Origin of the sequence: Pantoea sp. E2023-21, assembly GCF_051302795.1 — a bacterium.
Taxonomy (GTDB): domain Bacteria; phylum Pseudomonadota; class Gammaproteobacteria; order Enterobacterales; family Enterobacteriaceae; genus Pantoea; species Pantoea ludwigii_A.
Genome location: NZ_CP195346.1, coordinates 118,772 through 139,793 on the forward strand (window position 1 = coordinate 118,772; position 21,022 = coordinate 139,793).

A 21,022-nucleotide genomic window follows, 5' to 3' on the forward strand; every position below is an offset into this window, starting at 1 on the left:
TTAATGGAAAATGATATGGAAACCGTTAACCCTAATCAGAAGATGGAAACGGCACGCAGTAAAATTATGGGGGCCGTCATCCAGGATATTCTTCCGTGGATAGAAGCAAACCTTTCTGACGAATCAATACGCGTCAGGAGCGTGACTGAACGCAGTGGCTACGGTCACTGGCACTTTCAGCGAGTGTTCCGTAAGCAGACGGGCGTAAATCTGGCGACCTATATCCGGATCAGGCGCATTGTCAGAGCAGCTTATTCGGTGGCTTTTACTGAGAAGGAAATCATCGACATTGCCATAGAAAATGGATTTTCAAGCCAGCAAAATTTTAGCCGAAGCTTTAACTGCCATTTCAGAGTTGCGCCGACTACGTTTCGTAAAAAATGTAAAGGGCGGGAAGTTATCTTCAAAATGATGACAAGTGATATTCAGTATGCGTATGACTGGATTTTCTTTGATGCAGCTCATCATGTGATTTAGAAAAAAACCGGAAAGCCGATCATAAAAAATGCATTCGCAGAACTGGTCTTAAAATTATTGAGATCGATTTGAGCGATTCGTTTTCATCATAATTATTTCGGCCATATGGTATTTGACAGTTTCTGCGTCTGATTGATATGTGAGAAATATAAAAGTACGTGCGTGTTAAAAATTAATAAATATTATAAATGCCACTGGGGTGTTTTATTTCCGGATCTCCGGTTGATGTTTAATCCATCCTGATGAGGAATTAATGAAAGCGAATTATCTGGCGCTAATGGCGTCTTGTGTTTTTTTTACGGGGCAAGCATCTGCTGCCGAGATTTATAACAAAGACGGGAACAAACTGGACCTTTATGGCCTGGTGTCGGGACTTCATTACTTTAGTAAAGATAAATCCCAGGATGGCGACCAGTCATATATGCGTATCGGCTTTAAAGGTCAGACACAGATTTCCGATTCTCTGATTGGCTACGGCCAGTGGCAAAGTCAGTTCAATGCTAACCAGCCGGAGAGTGACAGTAACTCGATGTTTACCCGACTGGGTTTCGCCGGAATTAAGGTAGGCGACTACGGTTCGTTTGACTATGGCCGCAACATCGGGGTGCTGTATGACTCGCTGAGCCAGACAGATATGCAACCCGAGTTCGATGCGCAGACTTATAACACCGACCAGTTTATGTTCCGCCGTGGCAATAGTTTGGCAACCTACCGTAACACCGATTTCTTTGGACTCGTGAATGGACTGGATTTCGCGCTGCAATATCAGGGTAAAAACGAAGGGGGAGGAGAACCTGGTGCCCGTGATGTCCTCCGTCAGAACGGCGATGGCTACGGCATGTCGGTGGCATATGCCTTCGGGAATGGTTTTAAAGCGGTGGGAGCCTTTACCAGCTCCGATCGAACCAATGAGCAAAACAGCAGTAGCGGCATTATGGGGCGGGGCGACCGGGCAGAAGCGTATTCCGCCTCGCTTAAATATGATGCTAACAACGTCTATCTGGGGGTGATGTACACCCAGGCCTATAACGCTTCGCGTTTCGGCAGCAGCTCAGGTGCAGGCGTATATGGCTATGCCAATCAGTCAGATATTTTTGAAGTGTTCGCACAATACACGTTTGACTCAGGGTGGGTGCCCTTTATTGCCTATAACCAGGCACGCGCTAAAGACCTAGGCCAGGCAGGAAACGGAAAAACATATGGTAATCAGGATTTTGTGAAATTTGTCGATTTTGGTGGGTCATATCTGTTTAACCGAAACATGCTGGCGTATGTGGATTACAAACTTAACCTGATTGATAAAAGCGACTTTTCGCAAGCAGCTGGCGTATCAACGGATGACATCATGGCCGTCGGCCTTGTGTACCAGTTCTGATTAAGCCGTCGTTTAACCGCATAAATCTGAGGAAATCATGAACCAAACTCTGAAATTTGTCACACTCACCTGCAGCCTGCGCGCGGGTTCATTCAATGCGGCAATTGCTAACGCGCTGCCAGAGCTGGCACCGGAAGGTGTTGTCTTTGAACATCTGGGGTCACCAGGCCTTTTCCCGCATTACAGTACGGATACGGAAGCAGAGGGTTTTCCGGCTGAAGTCATTGCGATGGCTGAAAGCATAATCAGTGCTGACGGCCTCATCATTATCACACCGGAATACAATCACTCCATTCCGGGCGTACTGAAGAATGCCCTCGACTGGCTCTCACGTGTTTCACCGCAGCCCATCGCCGGAAAGCCGGTGCTGATTCAGTCCGCCTCGCCGGGCAAGCTGGGCGGCGTTCGCGCGCAGATCCATTTGCGTCAGATCCTCGGTTATTTCGATGCGCGTCTGCTGAACAAACCCGAAGCCATCATTGGCGAGGTGAGTGGCAAGGTGACAGACGGCATCCTGACCGATGAATCAACCCGCCAGTTTCTGTCGCGCCAGCTGACGGCGTTCAGAGACTTTGCAAGAAAATAATCGTTAATCAGGTCGCGCGGGGCTGCTTCCATCCCCGCATTATTAATACGCGCATCAGGCTGATTATTAACACAGGCCAGAACCTGCGGCCGTGCTGAACGCGTCACTCTCAGACAGGTACCACTATGTTACAGACTGCAGCGGGTCCATCGGCAGTAAAACCTCTGGTTTATCGTCAGTGTAGTTCCATGTTAAGACCGGAAGTCAGGGTTAGCCTGATCAATAACAAAATTACCCTGAATGTATTGATACCCTCACAGCAGTCTGACGGGAAAGATATTCTTATTACCGGCGGCGCCTCATCCCAGCAAGGTTTGCGAGATGGTGTCGTATTTTCAGTCATACAGGAAATGATTCAATGGATAGAGTCTCATCTGGATCAAAACCTTTCAGTGGAAAGAATATCTGACAAAAGTGGCTATTCCGTATGGCATTTCCAGCGAAAGTTTCTGCAATTAACGGGACTCAACGTTTATGAGTACGTTCGTATTCGTCGCGTCATCAACACAACTTTTATCCTCATAAGAACGAATAAACGCATCCTCGACGTAGCTGTTGAGAACGGGTTCAATTGTCAGGCCTCTTTTACGCGCACCATAAAAGGCATTACAGGCTTTACACCAGCAGTCATAAGAAGAAAATTCAGAGATGAAGAAAATCAATGGATTGAAATGATTGAAAGTCTGATTAATCCACGCTTAAAAAGCTGATGACATGACTTATTGAATTTTTATATTGCCCGAACTAAATCCTCCGGACATGAAGTAATGCATTATTTGCGGCCAGTTATGATAAATGAGCATGGCCGCAAATGGGGCAATACTTACTCTTTATTTAACAGGGATAAATATGAACGTTAAAATGAAAGCTGTTGCGGTTCTTCTCGCTGCACAAATGAGCGCAGCCTTCGCTGCCGTACCAGATAACTCACCTGAACCAACGGCAGGGGTCAGTGCCTTCCTGAAGGCCCTCAACAGCGGCGGGGGTAAACCAATTGAACAACTTACTCCCGCCGCGGCTCGCGCGGTGCTTATTGGTGCGCAGAAGGGCGTAACACTGCCTCCTGCGGACGTCTCTGAAAAAGTGATCAACGTACTTGGCAAGCCGCTGACGCTGACGGTAGTTAAACCGGAGAATGCTTCGGGAACTCTGCCGGTATTCATGTTCTTCCATGGTGGTGGCTGGGTATTGGGTGACTACCAGACACACGAGCGTCTGGTCCGAGACCTTGTCAATGAATCAGGAGCTGCGGCGGTCTTTGTCAACTATACGCCGTCACCTGAAGCGCATTTCCCGGTCGCTGTGACTCAGGCTTATGAAGCCACAAAATGGGTTGCAGAACACGGTAGCGAAATCGGCATTGATGGTTCACGTCTGGCGCTGGTGGGGAACAGCGTAGGGGGCAACATGGTTGCATCAGTTGCATTACAGGCTCTGCATAATCACACGCCAGCTATTCGTTATAACGTTATGCTGTGGCCTGTTACCGACGCTGATTTTTCTGATGCATCTTACCAGCAGTTTGCAGAGGGACATTTCCTGACAAAGAATATGATGAAATGGTTCTGGGATAATTACACCACATCAGATGCAGATCGTAACAACATCCTGGCGTCACCGCTTCGGGCGACAACCGCAGAACTGGAAGGATTGCCCCCAACACTCATTCAGACCGCTGAGCTGGACGTTCTTCGTGACGAGGGTGAAGCATTTGGTCGAAAACTGGATTCTGCCGGGGTACCGGTAACGGTGACCCGCTATAACGGAATGATCCACGATTACGGCCTGCTTAATGCCATCAGTCAGGAACCCACTGTCAGGACTGCGCTTCAACAGGCTTCTTCAGAAATTAAATTACATCTGAAGTAACCCGGAGCTGTCTCTAATACGAGCGCTTAGATAAGCAAAAGACCCGCGTAGCGGGTCTTTTCCACTGGGAGCGGCCAGTGGTCTGGGATTTCTCAATATAGGTGAAAGCCAGAAAAGGCCACCTCTCGGCAGCCCTTCTGGCAATTCCTTTTGCGACCATGATTATTTGGTCAGACGCGCGGTCATGTGTACCTGATTGCCGGCGTAGGCTTCGGTGATGCTATAACCTGAACCAGCCATTTTAGCTTTAGCCGCAATTTGTGCTTCTGCGCCGTCCAGCGTTGAGGCCGTAGCTGTCACGGTCTGGGCGAAGCTAGAAGAAGAGATAAGTGCCAGCGCTGCTACTACAACAAAAGTTTTGATGTTTTTCATGGTCATTTCCTGAAAGTTAAGTTTTCATTTGGAGGCGTTCTGCCTCGATGGAATGAATACTACCCTCATAAATGATTGCTGAATATCGATAAGAATTGTCATTGCAGTTCAAATATTTTGAATAAAAGCAGGTGGCTAAGATTTTGCCATCCCGGACTTTCCACATCGTGCATCGGTATGACCGGCGGCACCAGAAGCCGTCATATCAGACTTCTCAGCAGGTAGTCCGAAGCGGCAAGGTTATCTTTTCTTCAATATTCCCAGTGCGCAGAATGCTATTTAACTTTATTATCAATAAGATACATAAGTTCGCGAAATACTTATTATGTTAAATGAAGTATCTAAACGCGTACTCAAATCACCATCAGCTCATCACCTTCACCAATAATCTGTAACCCGCGATAATCCTAGCGACGGACTGTTGAACTAACATTATTTTACCGGATGTTCACAGGATAATTTCTTTTTCGTCTGACCAGGCCATGGCATCCACAATACCAGACCACGCTACCGGCCTCGCCAGCGGATAATTAATTATGTTCATACCATTAATGAGGTATATATCACAGGTTTTTGCAGACGTGTCCACTTTAATAATGCGCACCGTTTTCCGGGCAAGCCGCTGCCATTCTCTGCGCTCTCCGATATTTATCCAGTTTTCAGGGATTGCTGCTCTGATATTTTTCTCACCGTCTGACAATGTCATCTCTCTTTCAAGCTGCCTGATTTCAGCCGACAGCGCTTTTGCCCGCATGCTCAGCTCGGCCACATCCTGTGCGTGTTCAATGGCCGTAATGATGTTCTGGAGCCTGCCGGACAGCTCATCTCTTCGTGATGCCATAACCGACAGCCGGTCCGCCTCAGACTGTTGGGTAAACATACCGGATGCTCCTTTTAACAGGCCTGATATGAGAAAACGATCGGTTAGATCCCGGCGGAGATAGGCCGACTGACAGCGGTTTTCCCGGCGCATGGCGCAGACATAGTGGCCGTAACCTTTCGCCGAGATGCCGGACAGAATAATGGAGTGGCCGCACTGTTTACAGCGCATCAGGCTTCTGAATATGTTTATAAGGTAAGGATTGAAATTACTGTCTTTCCTGCTTTCAGGCTCAAAATTTATCAGCTGGGCGCGCTCAAAATCGTCTTTCTCAATTATTACAGGGTAATAGCCGGGTATTTCGTTATCGCCGGAGACGATGAGATGCCGGGAAGACTGCAAGACCCCGATGACGGATTTCTTCTTAATCAGGCGCTCGACAGAAGCAGAATGCCACTGGGAGGCTTTGCCTTTGAGGTTCTCAATGCCTCTTTCATTAAGCTCGCGACTGATTCTTACGTAAGACAGCCCATCCAGGCGTAAGCGAAAAATCTGCCGTATAACCTCTGCCCGGTCTTCCAGTACGTCAAAACCGTCGCGCGCGTCATTAACCCTGAGCCAGTAAGGGCATTTGGTCGTCATCACGCGGCCGCTCTGCGCCGCTTCCCTGCGTTTCTCAGCCCACGCCGCGCGCATACGCTTTGACTTAATCTCGCTTTCTTCATTCGCACGTTGAGCGATCAGGATAGCCCTGATGATGGCAAAGGGATCGTCTAGCGAATCACGAGTATAATGCGTGCTGTCGCTGAGGGTCACGACATCGATCCCAGCCTTGAGAATTGCGTGTAGCCGACCGGTTGCATCGCCGATTTTTTCGCGCGACAACCTGTCCAGGCTTTCGATAAGCAGCACGCTGCCGCTTTCTATGAGGTTACGCTGCACTGCCTCCATGAACGCGGAAAAGGCTCCCCGGGCAGCATGCTCACCGCGCCAGGCACTGAGGCCGAGGTCCTCAAACGTCACCGGATCGAGGTAGTAGTCAGTGTGTTGTTTAAGCCATTCATTAATTAGTCTTTTCTGCCTGCGGACGGAGTCGCCCTGAAGCTGTGACAGTGAGGAAAAACGTAGATAGGCAATCGCCCTTTTCATAACGATCTCCACAGCGAGCATTAATATGAGAGGGCATCTGCATGCAAGATTGCCGTTCTGTTGCGTTGAGATACGCATAAGGTCATCGGAAGAAATATAGCAAAACGTTAGGCCGGAAATGCCTGGTGAGTTCAATTTCTGGATTTTTTCAGTCCTATAGCGGCCATAGTTACGCATTAGACTTAGGTCATAGCTGAGTTACGAGTAGATTTTAAAACGTCAATTGGCTCCCGGCGGGTAAGAGCATACTTAACAGAAATATCCTGAATGTTGCTTCAGGAGAGTATCAGCCTCATGAAGTTGTTGCTGATGCCTTGTATTAGGCAGACAACATTATCAGCGATAAGGTGGCAAAGGATAACGGAAAATAACTGTACTATTTTCTTATTTGAGACATTTTAATAGTTGATGAGATATTGTTACGTCTGTTTACCGGCGTCGAAATACTTAAGTAACTTTTTCCGCATGCCATACTGGCCATCCTAAAGACCGATAATTCACTGTTAGCGGCACAGGTACAGTAGCGGACTTATTGAGATGATGAGCCCGGCCAGCTAGGGCGAAGATGGATTGGAGTGGTTGATATCTTAGACTGCATAGTAATACCAGCCTGGATGAGGTTTTTGAGGTATTATAGTCGATAAGTCTGAATAATTCCGTGAAACTGAGAATTTATTGCTGAGCCAGCGCATTTTGTGGATAAATATACATATCTTGAACTCGCCTGCAGAATTAATTGGAATTTATACATGAAAATTGAATTTATTACTGACAGCTCCGGTAAACGTAAAGCGGCAATCGTACCCATTGAATTATTCGAAAAACTCATCAGCGACAACTGGCTTCCTGAACTATGGGATTCAGTCCCTCACCCGGAAGGTCTTAATGAGGAATCGAGGGTTCCTGGCATAGTAATGAACATCTCAATTGAAAAAGGCGTCACACTTCGTGCTGCGTGGCGTCTTTACCGCAATCTAACTCAGTTACAGGTTGCTGAGGCGATGGGTATTACACAGGCTACTGTTTCGGCGATCGAAAGAGGGTCAAAACCTCACTTTTCTACTATTGTAAAGCTGGCCGCGTTGTACGGTTGTGTGCCAGCGCAGTTAACAGATGAATGAGGTAATATGGTACCCGCGCCATCTGCAGGCGTTAAAAGCGAGCTGAAATAACGACTTTGCTACTATGCCTAAGCACACATAACATTAATTATAGAATAAGATCAGTAGCTTATAAAGGTGCGCTAAAACATAATTATGTTAATTTACTGCATTCACTTTTTGCAAGCTATTTTTTAGCTCACGCTTCAGAGGCGCTTATAATAGAGGCTGAAGTGTTACATTTAGTCTAGATGAATCACTACATCTCTTTTTTTTTATTACTGGGGAAGTCTGTGCGGAAATCCTCATCACGTATATTCAGATAAACAAGCAGCTCGGTGGCTCCTGACCCGGCCATACATACTCTGACATCATCACATTCATGCTAATCCCCGTATGCCCCATCATAGAATGTTCTAGCTGACCTGAAAAGATGGCAATACCGTCGTTCAGATGCTTATCGGATGTGAGCATCAAGTACAGTTTGTAGATTAGATTCCGTACGCTATTAGTACAAGAAATTTGCGGTGAGATAATAACTCCTGCAACGGGCTTTTTACACCAAAAGCCGTTTATTTGCCCGTCGTCTCCAACTTCATTTTAATAAACCACAGCATTTTCGAGGTGTCTGGCACCCAGTCGGTCGGCTTCATAGATATGGAATTAGCCATTATAATTTGTTGATTTCAAGCTATTAAAGTTTTGCAATACTTTTCACTGTAATGCAAAACCTATAATTATCCGTTTAAGGATTGAATAAAATATAGTAAAATTATTATTAACACATATCTAATGCCTCTTTTATCTCATCGAGCGCGAATTTTTTATTCGTATTGTTTAGGGATAAAACATGGTTGGCCATAAATTTGAATCGCTTTTCGTCAAAACCCGGAAGGTTTGATTTTTTTGCTTTAGCTAACAGTCTGGTATAAGTAAAGAAACCGATTGGGTACTCATTTTTATTTTCATCAAGATCTTTGTCAGACACCTCATTCATTAAATTTAGTGCCCGGTCATAATCTTTAAGACTAAATAATGAAGAGCAAAGGTTTAATTTGTAAATGTAACCTGAGTTATTCATTTCAATTGATTTTTCAAAAAATGATATTGCAGAAATGATATTGTTTTTAGAAGAGCTAATCACGCCCGCCAAGTTAAATAGCTGAGCATTTTCGATGCCAATTTTTTTAAATCTTTCAATGTCGTTAAAGGCTTGTGTAAATTTGTTTTGGTCATATTGCACGTGAGTAATTCTAATTGCAGTCTTGTGATTAAAATAAACTGGTCCAGACTTGTCAACTGTAGCATAATCGGATGCAGCGTATCGCGAGAGCTCGATTGCATTTGATGGGGCGACGTTTTCATCAATGGTATTATCATCAATTTTTAACTCTGATTTAACATACACCCCAACTTTCAATCCCAATTCTGAAAATTCTTTTTGTAGTTTTTCGATTAATTCATTAAGTACTTTTTTGTTAAAATCCTGCTCATTCCCTATAACACATATGGCACTGGAATCAATTATACTAAAGCGTGAGGACGTTTGATATTCTGACCTTAATTCACCATAAAGCTTTGCAAGTGCTTCATTGAGTGAAGCACTTCCATAATTTTTTAGATAATCTTCTGCAGCAGAAAATCTGAAAAAAATTGAGAACATAAAGTTTTCATTCTCAACCTCACTATTTATAAAGTTAGTTAACTCGTTCAAGCTAAATATTGAAGATTGGCCCGGCAGACTATTCAAATGCCTTGAAGAATTAGTTAATAAATGGCCAATACTTCCTGTGGGGATAGCTTCTATGAAAGACCCCACCTCAATTTTATAATCTTTAGTAACGTCATTTAGGAATGCAAAGGAAAGTTCAGGCTGAACTTCAAAAACGGTGATTGTCGTCAATTCTATTCTTGGGTAATTGCCAATTACACGCTTTGTTCTTCCATCATTAATGATGAAATTCTTTTCTCCAGTATAATTAGGTGAAAAAACTTTAAATTCTTGTCCTCTCGAAACCCCTACATTTTTTCCGATGTCCAATGCTATAATATTATTGTTTACATCATGTTCTAATACTTGGCCGTACTTGTTAAGTATATCTTCAAAAGGGATTACTTTATTTCTCCCTGAGGCTTTCGCTCGATATAACGCAGTGTCAGCGTTTTCAAGAATTTCAGTTACACTATCAATTAATAAATTCATAGTATCATGGAAATACAAACCAATACTGGCGGAAACGTTACGCTCATGTATTAGGGGAAGTGATATTTTTGCAAGGTTTTCTTCACTGCATAAACTTCGCCATTCAATATCAGTCGGCAGGGGGGTGTTACAGATATCAGTTCTAAATTTATTTGCCCACTCTACAACTTGGTCTTTGCTTGTAATGCCGCAAATCAATATCCAAAACTCTTCCCCAGAAGGGTGAGATAAATGTACTTCAATATTTTCATAAGAAGTTAAAGAATTTGCTGTTTTTTGTAATCTGGAAGCAAATGTCTTCAATACTTGGTCACCGTAAATGTGACCATAGGTATCATTAATTTGCTTGAAATGATCTATATCAAGAGCAAGTACTGCCAATATCTCAGATTCCACCTTGATTTGACTTACTTCATGAACGTTTTCAGGGTTGGCTTCACTTATATTTTTTTCTTCATTATAATTATTTGTGAGTTTATTACTTAATTTTTGTTTAAAAGCTTCTTTGGCAAGAAGTTGTGTCATGGGATTATAAGTTACACTATAAGCATTAAGTGCCCTGCTCTCAATCTTTTTCACTAAAGACTTGATATTATCAAGAGCAATTTTCTTTCCCCTTGGCTTTCTGCTTAAAGTAATAATGCAGTCAACGCTATGGCATGAATATATAATTAGCCCTTTCACATCAATTATTTCATCTTCTCTTTTTATGGTTTCTTCAATTTTAAGAGCTATGTCTTCACTTAATTCATTTTCTGAATCAAGATACTGCCAGCTATCTTTGTTAAAGTAGCAAATAGATAATGTGTATTCCTTTAAAAAAATTTCATTTTTTAACTCTTCATTAAGAGTTCTAAGCCTGTCCAATTTCATGTATCTTCCTTTGAATTAAAATAATAATATTTAAATTAATTTTCCGTCTAAAAATCGTTTTTTAAATGTCAGTTACTGGAGTTGACTACTGTGTAACCATTTTAAAGGTGCTAGTTGAGGATGGCAACTCCACATATTGGTAGCTTTAAAAACCTTGATTTTCTTGCTGACTCTATCTACTTCATAACAAGATTTGTGACATTTAATCTTATATATTTGTGTTTATACCGTATTTACCTACTAGGGTTTGATGTTTCATCCCGAAATATTGATTGTAAATCATACATTAATCTAACTTCATATAATGGGAGTTATACGAACCTTCACGGCTCGATACCTGTCCTCCAAATCGAACGCTCGCTCATACCTCTAACCTTATATAATTATCTTTATATAAGGCCAGACAGGGCTCCGGAAACCCTGTATCATGCGGATCCGGGTCGGATCCTGACTATTGCTGCCGTTTATACCGACGGCTTCCGAATTTGAAGGCGGCTGAAAAACCGGCAGCGCTACGTAAAATCTGGCGGGTAACCACCCTGCTGTTTCCTCAGAATTCACGTAGCGTCGCCAGAGCGTACATGGGGGAAAACTGTACAGGATGAACGATCTCTCCGTTTTTACCGGGCTCATCCCCCGGACGGCGTCGGATGATGACCTGACCGCAAGGCTGTCGGCTTTCGTCCGCCACCGCGAGGCGTTTTCGCCCAACACGTGGCGGCAGCTGCTGAGCGTCATGCGGATCTGCTGGCGCTGGTCGCAGGAAAACCGGCGCTCGTTTCTGCCCATGTCCCCGGATGATCTGCAGGATTACCTCTTTCACCTGCAGGCCGCCGGCCGGTCAACGTCAACCGTTTCGGTGCACGCCGCGCTGGTTGCAATGTTACACCGTAATGCGGGTCTGGTCCCGCCGACGGTATCGCCCGACGTGGTGCGGGCCAGGAAGAAAATTAACCGCACTGCTATCATGTCCGGCGAGCGTACGGGACAGGCCGTGCCCTTCTGCCGTCCGGATCTCGACCATCTGGACGTGCTATGGCAGCATTCGCCCCGCCTGCAGCACCTGCGGGATCTGGCTTTCGTCCACGTGGCGTATGGCACCCTGCTGCGAATGAGCGAGCTGTCACGCCTGCGGGTGCGGGACGTTACGCGCGCGGCTGACGGCCGCGTTATTCTCGACGTGGGCTGGACCAAAACCATCCTTCAGTCGGGCGGCATCGTCAAGGCGCTGAGCGCGCGCTCATCAGAGCGGCTGATGGAGTGGATCCGCGCGGCGGGCATGGCAAACGAGCCTGATGCCGTCCTGTTCTGCCCCGTTCACCGGTCAAATAAGGTGACCGGCGTCCCGACTGCGCCCATGAGTGCGCCAAGTCTGGAAGATATCTGGCACCGGGCAAGGCGGCATGCTGGCCAGACTTCACGCCCTGAAACCAATAAGGGGCGTTACGCGAGCTGGAGTGGCCACAGCGCGCGCGTCGGTGCCGCGCAGGATATGGCCAGAAAAGGCGTATCCATCGCGCAGATCATGCAGGAAGGCACCTGGACGCAGACCCATACAGTGATGCGGTATATCCGCATGGTCGAGGCGCATAAAGGGGCCATGGTCGCGCTAATGGAAGATGAGGATTAGTCTGGCCTGCTGCGCGCCTTTTAAAAAATTCCCAGGTATGGCTACCTCCCGCTGAAGGGGATTTTAAGTGCAGATTGCTTACTAAAAATATTGTGGCCTGAGGCCGGCTCCCTGCTCCGCCGGGCCCTTTCCGGACTCATGCTCCACCGTGCTTACCCCGCTACTGCTGGCGGTGTTTAGTCAGAAAATTAAGTAATTAACTTAAGTGAGTTGTGAATGACGGTCATCCATTCACAGCACACCTGCTGTTGGCATGTCAGTAAGCTGGCTTATGATTTGCTCTGGCTTTTGATCAATATCTGCGGCGAGAACGGTACTTTTTCATGACGCAGGTTCCTGATATCTGTGCGGGGTCTGACCGTGGAGCATCTGAGCGGAGGAATGCCCATGCTGCTGCAGACATAGGTGTTTTGTGTGGCTGCCTGAATTAACCTGATGAAATCATGCATGATGCGAAGGAAAATAAATGGCCATCGATAAAAACGGATTTATCCCGCTGCCTGCCTTCACCGGCTTTCAGCCGGCTTTTTCGCCCCTGATAGCTGACCTAGGGCATAAACTGGGGGCCGCGATGTCAGACCTGATCCACAGCGTTTATGTATATGGCAGCCTGGCTGAAGGCAGAGCAAAGGAGTCGGTTTCTGATCTCGACCTCACGGTGATATACAGCCGTGAGCCGGATGACCTCGCGACCAGCGAACTTACGGCAATCATGTCCGGCCTTGAGCAGCGTTATCCGGTCATCAGTAAGATAGATATCGACCCTGGCGTTCTGGATACCGTTATGCTGCCTGCTAATGCAGAGCGATGGGGCTACTGGCTGAAACATCACTGTATCTGCATTTATGGCGAAGATCTGCGGGATCACTTTAAACCTTTCAAACCCTCAAGGAGTATCGCGATTGCCCTTAACGGTGATTTTTATACTGTGCTGAACGGCTATATTTCACGGATGAAGCCCTCCCTTGAGCCTTCACAACGGCATGCGCTCCAGCGGACGGCAGCTCGCAAGGCTATCCGGTCGACAAACATCCTGAGGGATGAAAGCGATACGGACTGGCCGTCAACGCTGGAGGAGCATCGTGAAAAATTTAACAGTCGGTATCCGGCCCTCGCGGAAGAAATGGATTACCTGCTCAGCATCAGCCACCGCCCGCGCGGCGACATTATGACTTTTGCCGGCAGAGTCTCAACATTTTCCTACTGGTTGAATGCCGAGTTCAGCACGCGTAACCGATAATCGCGAATGAGCCGGCGGAGGCTTCAGAAGACACCTTTCTTTCAGCAGCGGAAGATATTCCGGATCAAGAGCCCAGGCTTATGAGTCAGCAAACAACAGCGACAATGCACGATGGAACGTTTACGGCGTTCTGACGCGCCCGCAAACCTCGCGTGAGGCTAAGGGATTGTTCATATCGTTAGAATTTCGCGCCAAATGCGATCCCAGCACACTCCGTCCGAAGTCCCGCCGTTTGGCTAAAAAGGATCTGCGCGGCTGTCAGCAGGCGTGAAATCATATTTCTGTGATGACTGCGCATTCGTTCACGCCCGCCCTGCTTGTCTCGTGAAGATGGATGAGTCTCCCGCCAGAAAACCTCATATTCCAGGCTGTATCCCTGCTTACCCGCCGGACATGAAAAAGCCCGCATAGGCGGGCTGACTGATTATCACTATTTATCGCCGTAGTGATAGCGGGCTGCATAGATAATGATCTCTCCGTTCTGGACTGAGTAGACCAGCCGGTGGCTCTGATCGATGCGGCGCGAATAGAGCGCCGGATCTTTGTGATGCCGCAACCGTTCTGGTTTTCCAATGCCGGTCAGCGGATCGGCCTCTATGCTGTGAAGTAACTGCCGGACGCGTTCAAACTTCTTTTTGTCTGTATCACGCCAGTAGTTAAGATCGTCAGCGCCATTTTTCGTGAACTTAATATTCCACTTCGACAAACTCGCCGCGCTCCGCCTGTTTCATTGACTCATTAATATGCGCTGCGTTCGCCGGGTTGCTGAAAAGATAGACCGTTTCTATCAGTGCCTCATACTCTTCCGCATCGATTATAACCACGTCAGGTGCGTCGCGACGCATAATGCGGACAGGCTCGGCATCGTCGGTGACCCGCTTCATCGTATCTGCGAAATGCTTGCGGGCATCGGTAAAATTGATTGAATGCATGTTGTTAACTCCCATCAGTTGATGACCATTATGAAACATGTACTCAAATAAGTACATTTTAAATTATCCCGATTTCATTTCAGGAAAACGCCCCTGTAATGGAAAGGTTAGGAAGGGAAGCGAGAAAATCTGATCCCGGAATCCTTATGACGTCAGTATACCCCGCTATCCTTACAGCAGGAGGTGTCTATGTGCGGACGATTTACGCAGTACAGCAGCCGTGATGAGTATTTTGACTCACTCGGTCTGAAACCGGACGAAATCACGTTCGACCCGGAGCCTGTTGGCCGTTTCAACGTGGCGCCCGGCACAAAGGTGCTCCTCCTCAGCGAGCGTGAGGATGCGCTGCACCTCGACCCCGTGTTCTGGGGTTACGGCCCGGAGTGGTGGGATAAGCAGCCGCTCATTAACGCACGCGGAGAAACGGCGGCAAGCGGTCGCATGTTCAAGCCGCTGTGGAACCACGGGCGGGCCATAGTGCCGGCCGACGGCTGGTTCGAATGGCAGAAAGAGGGCAGCAAAAAGCAGCCGTTCTACATCTACCACAGGAAAAAGCAGCCTCTGTTTTTTGCCGCGATCGGTAAGCAACCATACGGGCAGGACCACGGCAAAGAGGGGTTTGTAATTGTTACCTCATCAAGCAACCAGGGCATGGTCGACATCCACGACCGCCGGCCGTTAGTGATCACTGCTGACGCCGTCCGTGAATGGCTGGGTGCTGATACATCACCTGAGCGGGCAGAAGAAATTGCTCATGATGCAGCTATTCCGGAGAAAGAATTTACCTGGCATCCGGTAAGTAAGGCTGTGGGGAACATACACAATCAGGGAAAAAAACTGATTGAGCAACTTCATGAGGCAACCGACTGAAAAAGGTCGCATGCAAAACCAGATATAAAAAAATATCCCCGCCAGAGTGGGGACATAAACAGGACAGTATGGAAAGTCTCTCGCACCGTGTGCGTGCTGTGTGTAGCCTTCGTGGAAAATACGAAGCGCATACCAGCTTAGTCAGCTGTTAGATGACCGGCAAATGGATTACGAAAAAATTTTTTGGGTATCACAATGGGTTCGGCCCTCAATCCCCTTAATGTCGCGCAGGGGGCGGCCCTTCGAGAGTTATAAGTAAGCGCTGCTCACCGGCATCCACTTTCAGGATATTACTTTCATTCGCATTCAGGTTTTCCACAAAAATAATACTTAGCGCTGCCATGAGTTCCGCGGGAGAGGCGTTAACATTTGCTGCAAGCAGCTCAATCTTATCAACTAATTCCGTGACAGTCCTATCTCTCATCAGCCCGGCTCTCCTTATTTAAGTGAGTGTTATTAGCTTACGTTTTTTTTTTGGAAGTATTCCACTCCCTGCTGCTGCCAGGGCGGGCGGGCAGGCTGCGCACTGAATGCCGCGTCAGCGGCATGGAGGCGCCATGAATAGCTGATGCTGGCTGGCGCCGTCAGCCCGGCGTAGCCGGTTACGGGCTCAATGGTGGCGAAAGCCCAACCCCTCCCTTGTATCTAACATAATGTGGTGATTAGCTACCATCACACGAAGCGGAGAGAGCCGGGCCCCTCCCTGAGGACAGTCTGAATTACTGATCCTGCCTGACAGCTTGCGGCCCTACGCTTCACCTTTCACGCCAGCACATTTTGTTGAACGGTTACCGGGAGCATGACTCCGAATGTATAAGGCGAACAGGCGTGACGGTCAATGTGAGAGGAGAATAAAAATGTTCCCTGTAGGCATAGACGTTAGTAAAGACTCGCTCGACCTTTGCATCCTCTATGATGGCATAAAGGGTCGTATACGAACCAAGAAGATAAAAAATGACAACAGTGCAGCAGCCAATATTATCCGCTGGCTTCGACTTCAGCACTGTGGCCCGGAAGACGTTCATCTGATTATGGAAGCAACCGGCGTTTATCATGAACGGTTGGCTCTGTCGCTGCATGAAACTGGCGCATACGTTTCTCTTGCAAATCCGCACCGCAGCCGCGATTTTGCAAAGGGTATGGGTATTCTGACCAAAACGGACAAGGTAGATGCTTACATGCTGGCCTGCTACGCGCTGCTGAAAAAGCCGCACCGATGGCTGCCGCCTTCTGCTGAAGTCATGCATCTCAGTGCGCTTATCCGCAGGCGTGATGCATTGCTGAGTGACGCCGTACGTGAGGAAAACCGGCTCGAAAAATACCAGAGCACGCATACGCCTTCTGACGTGATGAGCTCCTGCATGCGCATGGTGAAACTTCTCCGGGAAGAAGTAAAATTCACTGAGCAGCTGATAAAGGCACACATAAAAGCACATGCAGCGCTACAGCTTGATTATGACCTTCTGACGTCCATCCCGGCCGTCGGCCCACAACTGGGCATGAACATGCTGGTTTTACTGCGTAGTCATGATTTTGAGTCTGCCAGTCAGGCAGCGGCCTTTTTGGGCGTGGTGCCCGTGGAAAAACGATCGGGCACTTCCGTTCGAGGTAAAGCAAAGATGTCTAAAATCGGACCACCGCAGCTACGTGCAAAGCTGTATATGTCCGCCCTCTGTGCCAGACGATGCAATACGCGAATGCGCAACTTTTATGAAGAATTGTGCCTGCGTGGCAAACCTAAGATGGTGGCAATCGGGGCTGTTATGCGAAAGCTGGTTCACTGGTGCTACGGCGTGCTTCATACCGGCAAAGCTTTTGAAAACTTGCCGGCTACATAAGGATTCAAGTCTGATATTGAAATATTAATCACAAAATAGCCCGAGTCTTTGACGTGTGGCGTCACCAATGACAAGGAGATGAAAAGTGATAATTGTATTACGGCAGTTCTAAGCCGTAGCGCTCTGCTCATGCCTGGAAAATGCAGGTCCGAGCTTTAGACAGTTAGCTGCATGTCCGCTGCTAGCGATAAGCGGACGTTAAATGACGGCGACAGGGAATCTCTGCCCCATTAAACATAACAACCCAGCGGCGAATCTTTCATAAGCCGCGCCTATCAGCTTAATAGTTAGCACGATCACAATACCAGCATTTATTGTTAATTAGGTAATAGTAACCTTGGTTATCATTATTCCATCGAAAGCACACAGGCTTTCAACCATACAAACCAAGGATAAAGACCATGAAAACCATTAAAGCTATGTCTATCGCCGCCGTTGCCACTCTTTCACTGATGTCTGCAGCCAGCTTCGCGCAGAGCGTTACCGCAACGTCCCTGACACTGGACGGTGCCGAAGCTAAAATCGCCGCTCAGGCGCAGCAGAACGGTCAGCAGTACAAAATCATTGAGGCCAGCAACGGCAACGTCGTGCACATGACGGCTGAGCTGTACAAATAAGGGATGGTCGCAAAAGGAAGTGCCAGGAAAGGTCGCCCGCGGGCGGCCTTTTTTGTGTTTTAACCCGCCACTCGGGTGAACTGAACATAACATCCCTGCTGCGAAGGCCATCGCAACCGGGGAGTAGAAACGACTAAGACAAGTGTTCAGCCTTTCCTCTTCGGCTGACCTTACCGCCTTTGCGGCCTGCTTCGATCGCGCGCTCAGGGTCATTCCTGAAATTCCCGCCGCTTATCTGACCGCCCTTTCTACCGGCATCTGCCGCACGCTCCGGGTTCTCCGCAAAATTCCCGGCACCGCCTCTACGTCCCGTCATAACGCCTCCAGTTTGAGTTAAGTAAAACCAGATTAAGCATAGCCGCAGCCGTTATATACGGAGCCAACTCAGACATGCTTAACGCCAAAATTGCTATGTCGGACGTGTTCTGCCGTATTTGGGGTAAAAAAAACCCGCTCAGGGCGGGAGAAAATTCGTTACAGAGGAATATCTCTGTACTTAATCAGGCAGCGGAAAACTGTTTAAGTTCCCGACGCGCCAGGCACCCGAATTTAAAATTAGAGTTCTTGCCCGCCCACCGCAGGAGCACTGAGGGCGTTTCTGCGGCGAACGGGGGGTTTACGGCACTTTTTTCCGCGGCTCAAACCCAGAAAAACGCCCCTAATGGCTCCGCTGCGTCTGCATGGCTATAAAGTGAGATCTGTTATCCACCGATTAGTGCATGCTGATGTTGCAAACGTCAGCTCCTGGCACAAAGCGGCCTGACTACGCGCCAGGTCCACTATGAGCGAACAGCAGACGTCAAAATTCTGGTGATAGGGATGTTACGCCACATTAAACATACCACTCCAGAAACGAATTCAATGAATCTGTGCTAACTTCAACCACCAAACGGTTGCTGCAAAAGGATTTTATTATGAATTTAGTTGATGCTCTGAAGGCGAAATATCCGGGTTCCCAGGCTTGGCAGATCGGAGACAATGCTGATATGGCTAACGAGCTGGCGGACTTGGTTATGAAAGGGATTAAAACCGCATCCTGTGGTTCTTTGGCCTCATACTTGGCAGAAAAATCGCCACCAAGAATAGGCAGTCACAATATTATCCTCGACGGTCGGGATGAGCCGGTATGCGTCATCAGAATGACTTCAATGCGTCTGGTTCGCTTCTCTGACGTTACTGAGGAATTAGCCCGCAAAGAAGGCGAAGGAGATTTGAGCCTCGAATACTGGAGATCTGAGCATAAAGCCTTTTTTACCAGAGCTGGCTTTTACGCTGACGACATGGAGCTTGTAGCAGAAGAATTTGAGGTCGTTGAGGTCTGTAACAGGACTGACCATGCCTAGCGCTCATATTTAATATAACAGTTCTGTAGCGCGCTTCCTTGGCTGTATAACAGCTTTAAGTTAAGGAAGCTCTTTGCGCATAAAAACACTCAGCGGATCTGCTTTATACGGGGGAAATGCATCGCATACCTCGTACCCGCACCTGCGATATAGCGCTATAGCCGGTTGCTGGTGAATCCCTGTTTCAAGCTGCAACAGCCGCGATTTCTTTTCTGAAGCAATCACCTCGATTGCACTGACTATCTTCTCCCCAAGCTTCCTTCCGCGGTATTCCGGTCGAATGTAAACCCGCTTAATCTCGGCTGAGCCGTCTTCGTGAAATAGCAAAGCACCACAACCTGCAGGTGCATTTCCTTCATCACGTACGATCACGCATCGGAGCTGCTCGTCACTGACTGCTGAAAAATCTAGGCAGTGGTTACTTTCTGTAGGATACAGTTCGCTTTGAAAGGCATCGAGCTCGCTAACCAACCACGTCAGGTCAGTATCCCCTTTTTCGACTTCTGAAATGTTGAACATTCACTATCCTCAGCTGAGTTTTAACTACTGAATCTACCATGCCTGCTCTAACTATGACGCCTATCAAGATTTAACATACGCCGCAGGCTGTAAATGGTGGATGACCGTAACCTCTGAATCCATCTCGATGGACGGGTAGTGCTCACGCATCCCTTCTAACAGTTCAGCATCAGGCCATTCCGCACTTTTTCCAAGCCAGGCCGCAACGTCAAAAAGCGGCATTTTTTCGACATGCGTGACCCACACCATGACCGTGTCAGAGACATCTTGCACGTTTACGTAAAGCATAGGGCCCGGCACAATTTCGCGTTCCCGCCATCGAATGGTATGACGGTTCCTGCCTGCGCGAACGTCCGGCAGTAGGCGAGGCTCGATTTCAAGACTCTGCAATGACACATAACCTCCGGTGACCTGCTCCGGTATTTGAGACAACGATTAGTAGAAATACTGGTTTTTAACTAATGGATTGATTTTAATCTTGAGCAGGTTAGTTGTGTAGCAAAGCGTATCTTTTAAACGTCCGCTGTTGGTACATAGCGGACACTATCTAATGAGATTAATGCGGTTTTAATAGAATATCCCTGCGCTTAATTCTCAGCGGGCAACTTTCCGGTAAGTTAATACTCCAGTAATGCCTCCCCCACCATCGTTAGGGTGATTAATTCCATCCATAACATTCACTGATTCGAAATCAAACGGAGACGTCCCTTCTAAGCATGCTACGTTGACGCCAAACTGATTCGGATTAGATCTCCGTTGATGAAATGTGTAAATTCCACATTTAGAGCAAAAATAATGAGCGGCTTGCCGGGTATTGAAGCGATACTCAGTCAAAAATTCTTTCCCATCTAAAACTTGAATTCCTGATAACTCTGCTGATACGGCAACCGCACCTCTCATCCTGCAAAAGGAACAATTACATCTACGAACGGTATTGAAGCTGTCTGACAGCTCAACGGAAAAGCGAACAGCCCCACAGTGGCAACCTGCCATTAATTTTTTTGCCATGAAAGATGAATCCCTCCAAGAAAATATATCTTAATAATTACCATAATATCTTTTGATGTTCGTTACCTGTTTCTATCTAAATTACAAACGTCCACTTCTGGCATAAATTAGCCTGTTGCGGTTGAAGAGGCCGCTGTTCGGGTTGCGGCCTGAACCGGCGGCAGGGCATCCGGACGATGAACCACCGACAACATGCGCTGC

At 47.4% G+C, this 21,022-nt stretch carries 22 protein-coding genes; 12 read left to right on the plus strand and 10 right to left on the minus strand.

Going from position 1 to position 21,022, the window contains the following annotated elements:
* The first annotated feature begins 15 nt into the window (after nt 1-15).
* From ACRQ84_RS23335 to ACRQ84_RS23355, 5 genes are all read left to right on the plus strand, one after another.
* Nucleotides 16-477 (plus strand): helix-turn-helix domain-containing protein, encoded by a 462-nt coding sequence (locus tag ACRQ84_RS23335; protein WP_483818565.1) that lies wholly within the window; start codon nt 16-18, stop codon nt 475-477.
* A 253-nt stretch (nt 478-730) separates the two neighbouring features.
* Nucleotides 731-1,852 (plus strand): porin OmpC, encoded by a 1,122-nt coding sequence (gene ompC / locus ACRQ84_RS23340; protein WP_483818566.1) that lies wholly within the window; start codon nt 731-733, stop codon nt 1,850-1,852.
* Nucleotides 1,853-1,889: 37 nt separating this feature from the next.
* The gene (locus tag ACRQ84_RS23345) at nt 1,890-2,438 is read left to right on the plus strand and encodes an NADPH-dependent FMN reductase (RefSeq protein WP_483818567.1); all 549 of its coding nucleotides are present in this window, start codon (nt 1,890-1,892) and stop codon (nt 2,436-2,438) included.
* 125 nt (nt 2,439-2,563) lie between these two features.
* Nucleotides 2,564-3,148 (plus strand): helix-turn-helix domain-containing protein, encoded by a 585-nt coding sequence (locus ACRQ84_RS23350; RefSeq protein WP_483818568.1) that lies wholly within the window; start codon nt 2,564-2,566, stop codon nt 3,146-3,148.
* A 151-nt stretch (nt 3,149-3,299) separates the two neighbouring features.
* Nucleotides 3,300-4,307: an alpha/beta hydrolase gene (locus ACRQ84_RS23355; RefSeq protein WP_483818665.1), complete on the plus strand. Its 1,008-nt coding sequence runs from the start codon at nt 3,300-3,302 to the stop codon at nt 4,305-4,307.
* A 162-nt stretch (nt 4,308-4,469) separates the two neighbouring features.
* Here ACRQ84_RS23355 and ACRQ84_RS23360 read toward each other — a convergent pair whose 3' ends face one another.
* Both ACRQ84_RS23360 and ACRQ84_RS23365 read right to left on the minus strand, forming a co-directional pair.
* Nucleotides 4,470-4,679 (minus strand): YdgH/BhsA/McbA family protein, encoded by a 210-nt coding sequence (locus tag ACRQ84_RS23360; protein WP_483818569.1) that lies wholly within the window; start codon nt 4,677-4,679, stop codon nt 4,470-4,472.
* A gap of 448 nt (nt 4,680-5,127) precedes the next feature.
* Nucleotides 5,128-6,648: a recombinase family protein gene (locus ACRQ84_RS23365; RefSeq protein ID WP_483818570.1), complete on the minus strand. Its 1,521-nt coding sequence runs from the start codon at nt 6,646-6,648 to the stop codon at nt 5,128-5,130.
* Between the two features lie 749 nt (nt 6,649-7,397).
* On the opposite strand from ACRQ84_RS23365, the gene ACRQ84_RS23370 reads away from it, so the two are divergent.
* Nucleotides 7,398-7,769, plus strand: a complete 372-nt coding sequence (locus tag ACRQ84_RS23370) for a helix-turn-helix domain-containing protein (RefSeq protein ID WP_483818571.1) — start codon at nt 7,398-7,400, stop codon at nt 7,767-7,769.
* Between the two features lie 757 nt (nt 7,770-8,526).
* Here ACRQ84_RS23370 and ACRQ84_RS23375 read toward each other — a convergent pair.
* Nucleotides 8,527-10,824: a diguanylate cyclase gene (locus ACRQ84_RS23375; protein WP_483818572.1), complete on the minus strand. Its 2,298-nt coding sequence runs from the start codon at nt 10,822-10,824 to the stop codon at nt 8,527-8,529.
* A gap of 601 nt (nt 10,825-11,425) precedes the next feature.
* Between ACRQ84_RS23375 and ACRQ84_RS23380 the strand changes: the two genes are divergently transcribed.
* Nucleotides 11,426-12,454, plus strand: coding sequence for a tyrosine-type recombinase/integrase (locus tag ACRQ84_RS23380; protein WP_483818573.1), 1,029 nt, complete (start codon nt 11,426-11,428; stop codon nt 12,452-12,454).
* Nucleotides 12,455-12,920: 466 nt separating this feature from the next.
* Entirely contained in the window at nt 12,921-13,694 is a 774-nt protein-coding gene (locus tag ACRQ84_RS23385) for a nucleotidyltransferase domain-containing protein (RefSeq protein WP_483818574.1), read from the plus strand.
* Between the two features lie 430 nt (nt 13,695-14,124).
* Here the strand turns inward: ACRQ84_RS23385 and ACRQ84_RS23390 are convergent, their stop codons facing one another.
* Both ACRQ84_RS23390 and ACRQ84_RS23395 read right to left on the minus strand, forming a co-directional pair.
* Nucleotides 14,125-14,400, minus strand: a complete 276-nt coding sequence (locus ACRQ84_RS23390) for a Txe/YoeB family addiction module toxin (RefSeq protein ID WP_483818575.1) — start codon at nt 14,398-14,400, stop codon at nt 14,125-14,127.
* On the minus strand, nt 14,381-14,626 hold the full coding sequence (locus tag ACRQ84_RS23395; RefSeq protein ID WP_309836976.1) for a type II toxin-antitoxin system Phd/YefM family antitoxin: 246 nt from the start codon (nt 14,624-14,626) through the stop codon (nt 14,381-14,383). Before ACRQ84_RS23395 ends, ACRQ84_RS23390 begins: the two co-directional genes overlap by 20 nt.
* 189 nt (nt 14,627-14,815) lie before the next feature.
* On the opposite strand from ACRQ84_RS23395, the gene ACRQ84_RS23400 reads away from it, so the two are divergent.
* Nucleotides 14,816-15,496, plus strand: coding sequence for an SOS response-associated peptidase family protein (locus ACRQ84_RS23400; protein WP_483818576.1), 681 nt, complete (start codon nt 14,816-14,818; stop codon nt 15,494-15,496).
* Between the two features lie 217 nt (nt 15,497-15,713).
* On the opposite strand, the gene ACRQ84_RS23405 is transcribed toward ACRQ84_RS23400, so the two are convergent.
* The gene (locus ACRQ84_RS23405; RefSeq protein WP_483818577.1) at nt 15,714-15,920 is read right to left on the minus strand and encodes a hypothetical protein; all 207 of its coding nucleotides are present in this window, start codon (nt 15,918-15,920) and stop codon (nt 15,714-15,716) included.
* A gap of 433 nt (nt 15,921-16,353) precedes the next feature.
* Here ACRQ84_RS23405 and ACRQ84_RS23410 point away from each other — a divergent pair, with 433 nt between their 5' ends.
* Nucleotides 16,354-17,334 (plus strand): IS110 family RNA-guided transposase, encoded by a 981-nt coding sequence (locus ACRQ84_RS23410; protein WP_483818578.1) that lies wholly within the window; start codon nt 16,354-16,356, stop codon nt 17,332-17,334.
* 401 nt (nt 17,335-17,735) lie between these two features.
* On the plus strand, nt 17,736-17,951 hold the full coding sequence (locus tag ACRQ84_RS23415; RefSeq protein WP_483818579.1) for a YdgH/BhsA/McbA-like domain containing protein: 216 nt from the start codon (nt 17,736-17,738) through the stop codon (nt 17,949-17,951).
* A 133-nt stretch (nt 17,952-18,084) separates the two neighbouring features.
* Here ACRQ84_RS23415 and ACRQ84_RS23420 read toward each other — a convergent pair whose 3' ends face one another.
* The gene (locus tag ACRQ84_RS23420) at nt 18,085-18,267 is read right to left on the minus strand and encodes a con-10 family general stress protein (protein WP_483818580.1); all 183 of its coding nucleotides are present in this window, start codon (nt 18,265-18,267) and stop codon (nt 18,085-18,087) included.
* A 598-nt stretch (nt 18,268-18,865) separates the two neighbouring features.
* Here ACRQ84_RS23420 and ACRQ84_RS23425 point away from each other — a divergent pair.
* On the plus strand, nt 18,866-19,294 hold the full coding sequence (locus ACRQ84_RS23425; protein WP_483818581.1) for an ASCH domain-containing protein: 429 nt from the start codon (nt 18,866-18,868) through the stop codon (nt 19,292-19,294).
* A gap of 60 nt (nt 19,295-19,354) precedes the next feature.
* Here ACRQ84_RS23425 and ACRQ84_RS23430 read toward each other — a convergent pair whose 3' ends face one another.
* The 3 genes from ACRQ84_RS23430 to ACRQ84_RS23440 all read right to left on the minus strand — a co-directional run bounded on the left by ACRQ84_RS23430 (nt 19,355) and on the right by ACRQ84_RS23440 (nt 20,821).
* Nucleotides 19,355-19,813 carry a GNAT family N-acetyltransferase gene (locus ACRQ84_RS23430; protein WP_483818582.1) on the minus strand — a complete coding sequence of 153 codons (459 nt, stop codon included), beginning with the start codon at nt 19,811-19,813 and terminating at the stop codon, nt 19,355-19,357.
* Nucleotides 19,814-19,876: 63 nt separating this feature from the next.
* Nucleotides 19,877-20,209 (minus strand): hypothetical protein, encoded by a 333-nt coding sequence (locus ACRQ84_RS23435; protein ID WP_483818583.1) that lies wholly within the window; start codon nt 20,207-20,209, stop codon nt 19,877-19,879.
* Nucleotides 20,210-20,407: 198 nt separating this feature from the next.
* On the minus strand, nt 20,408-20,821 hold the full coding sequence (locus ACRQ84_RS23440) for a GFA family protein (RefSeq protein ID WP_483818584.1): 414 nt from the start codon (nt 20,819-20,821) through the stop codon (nt 20,408-20,410).
* Nucleotides 20,822-21,022 lie beyond the last annotated feature (201 nt).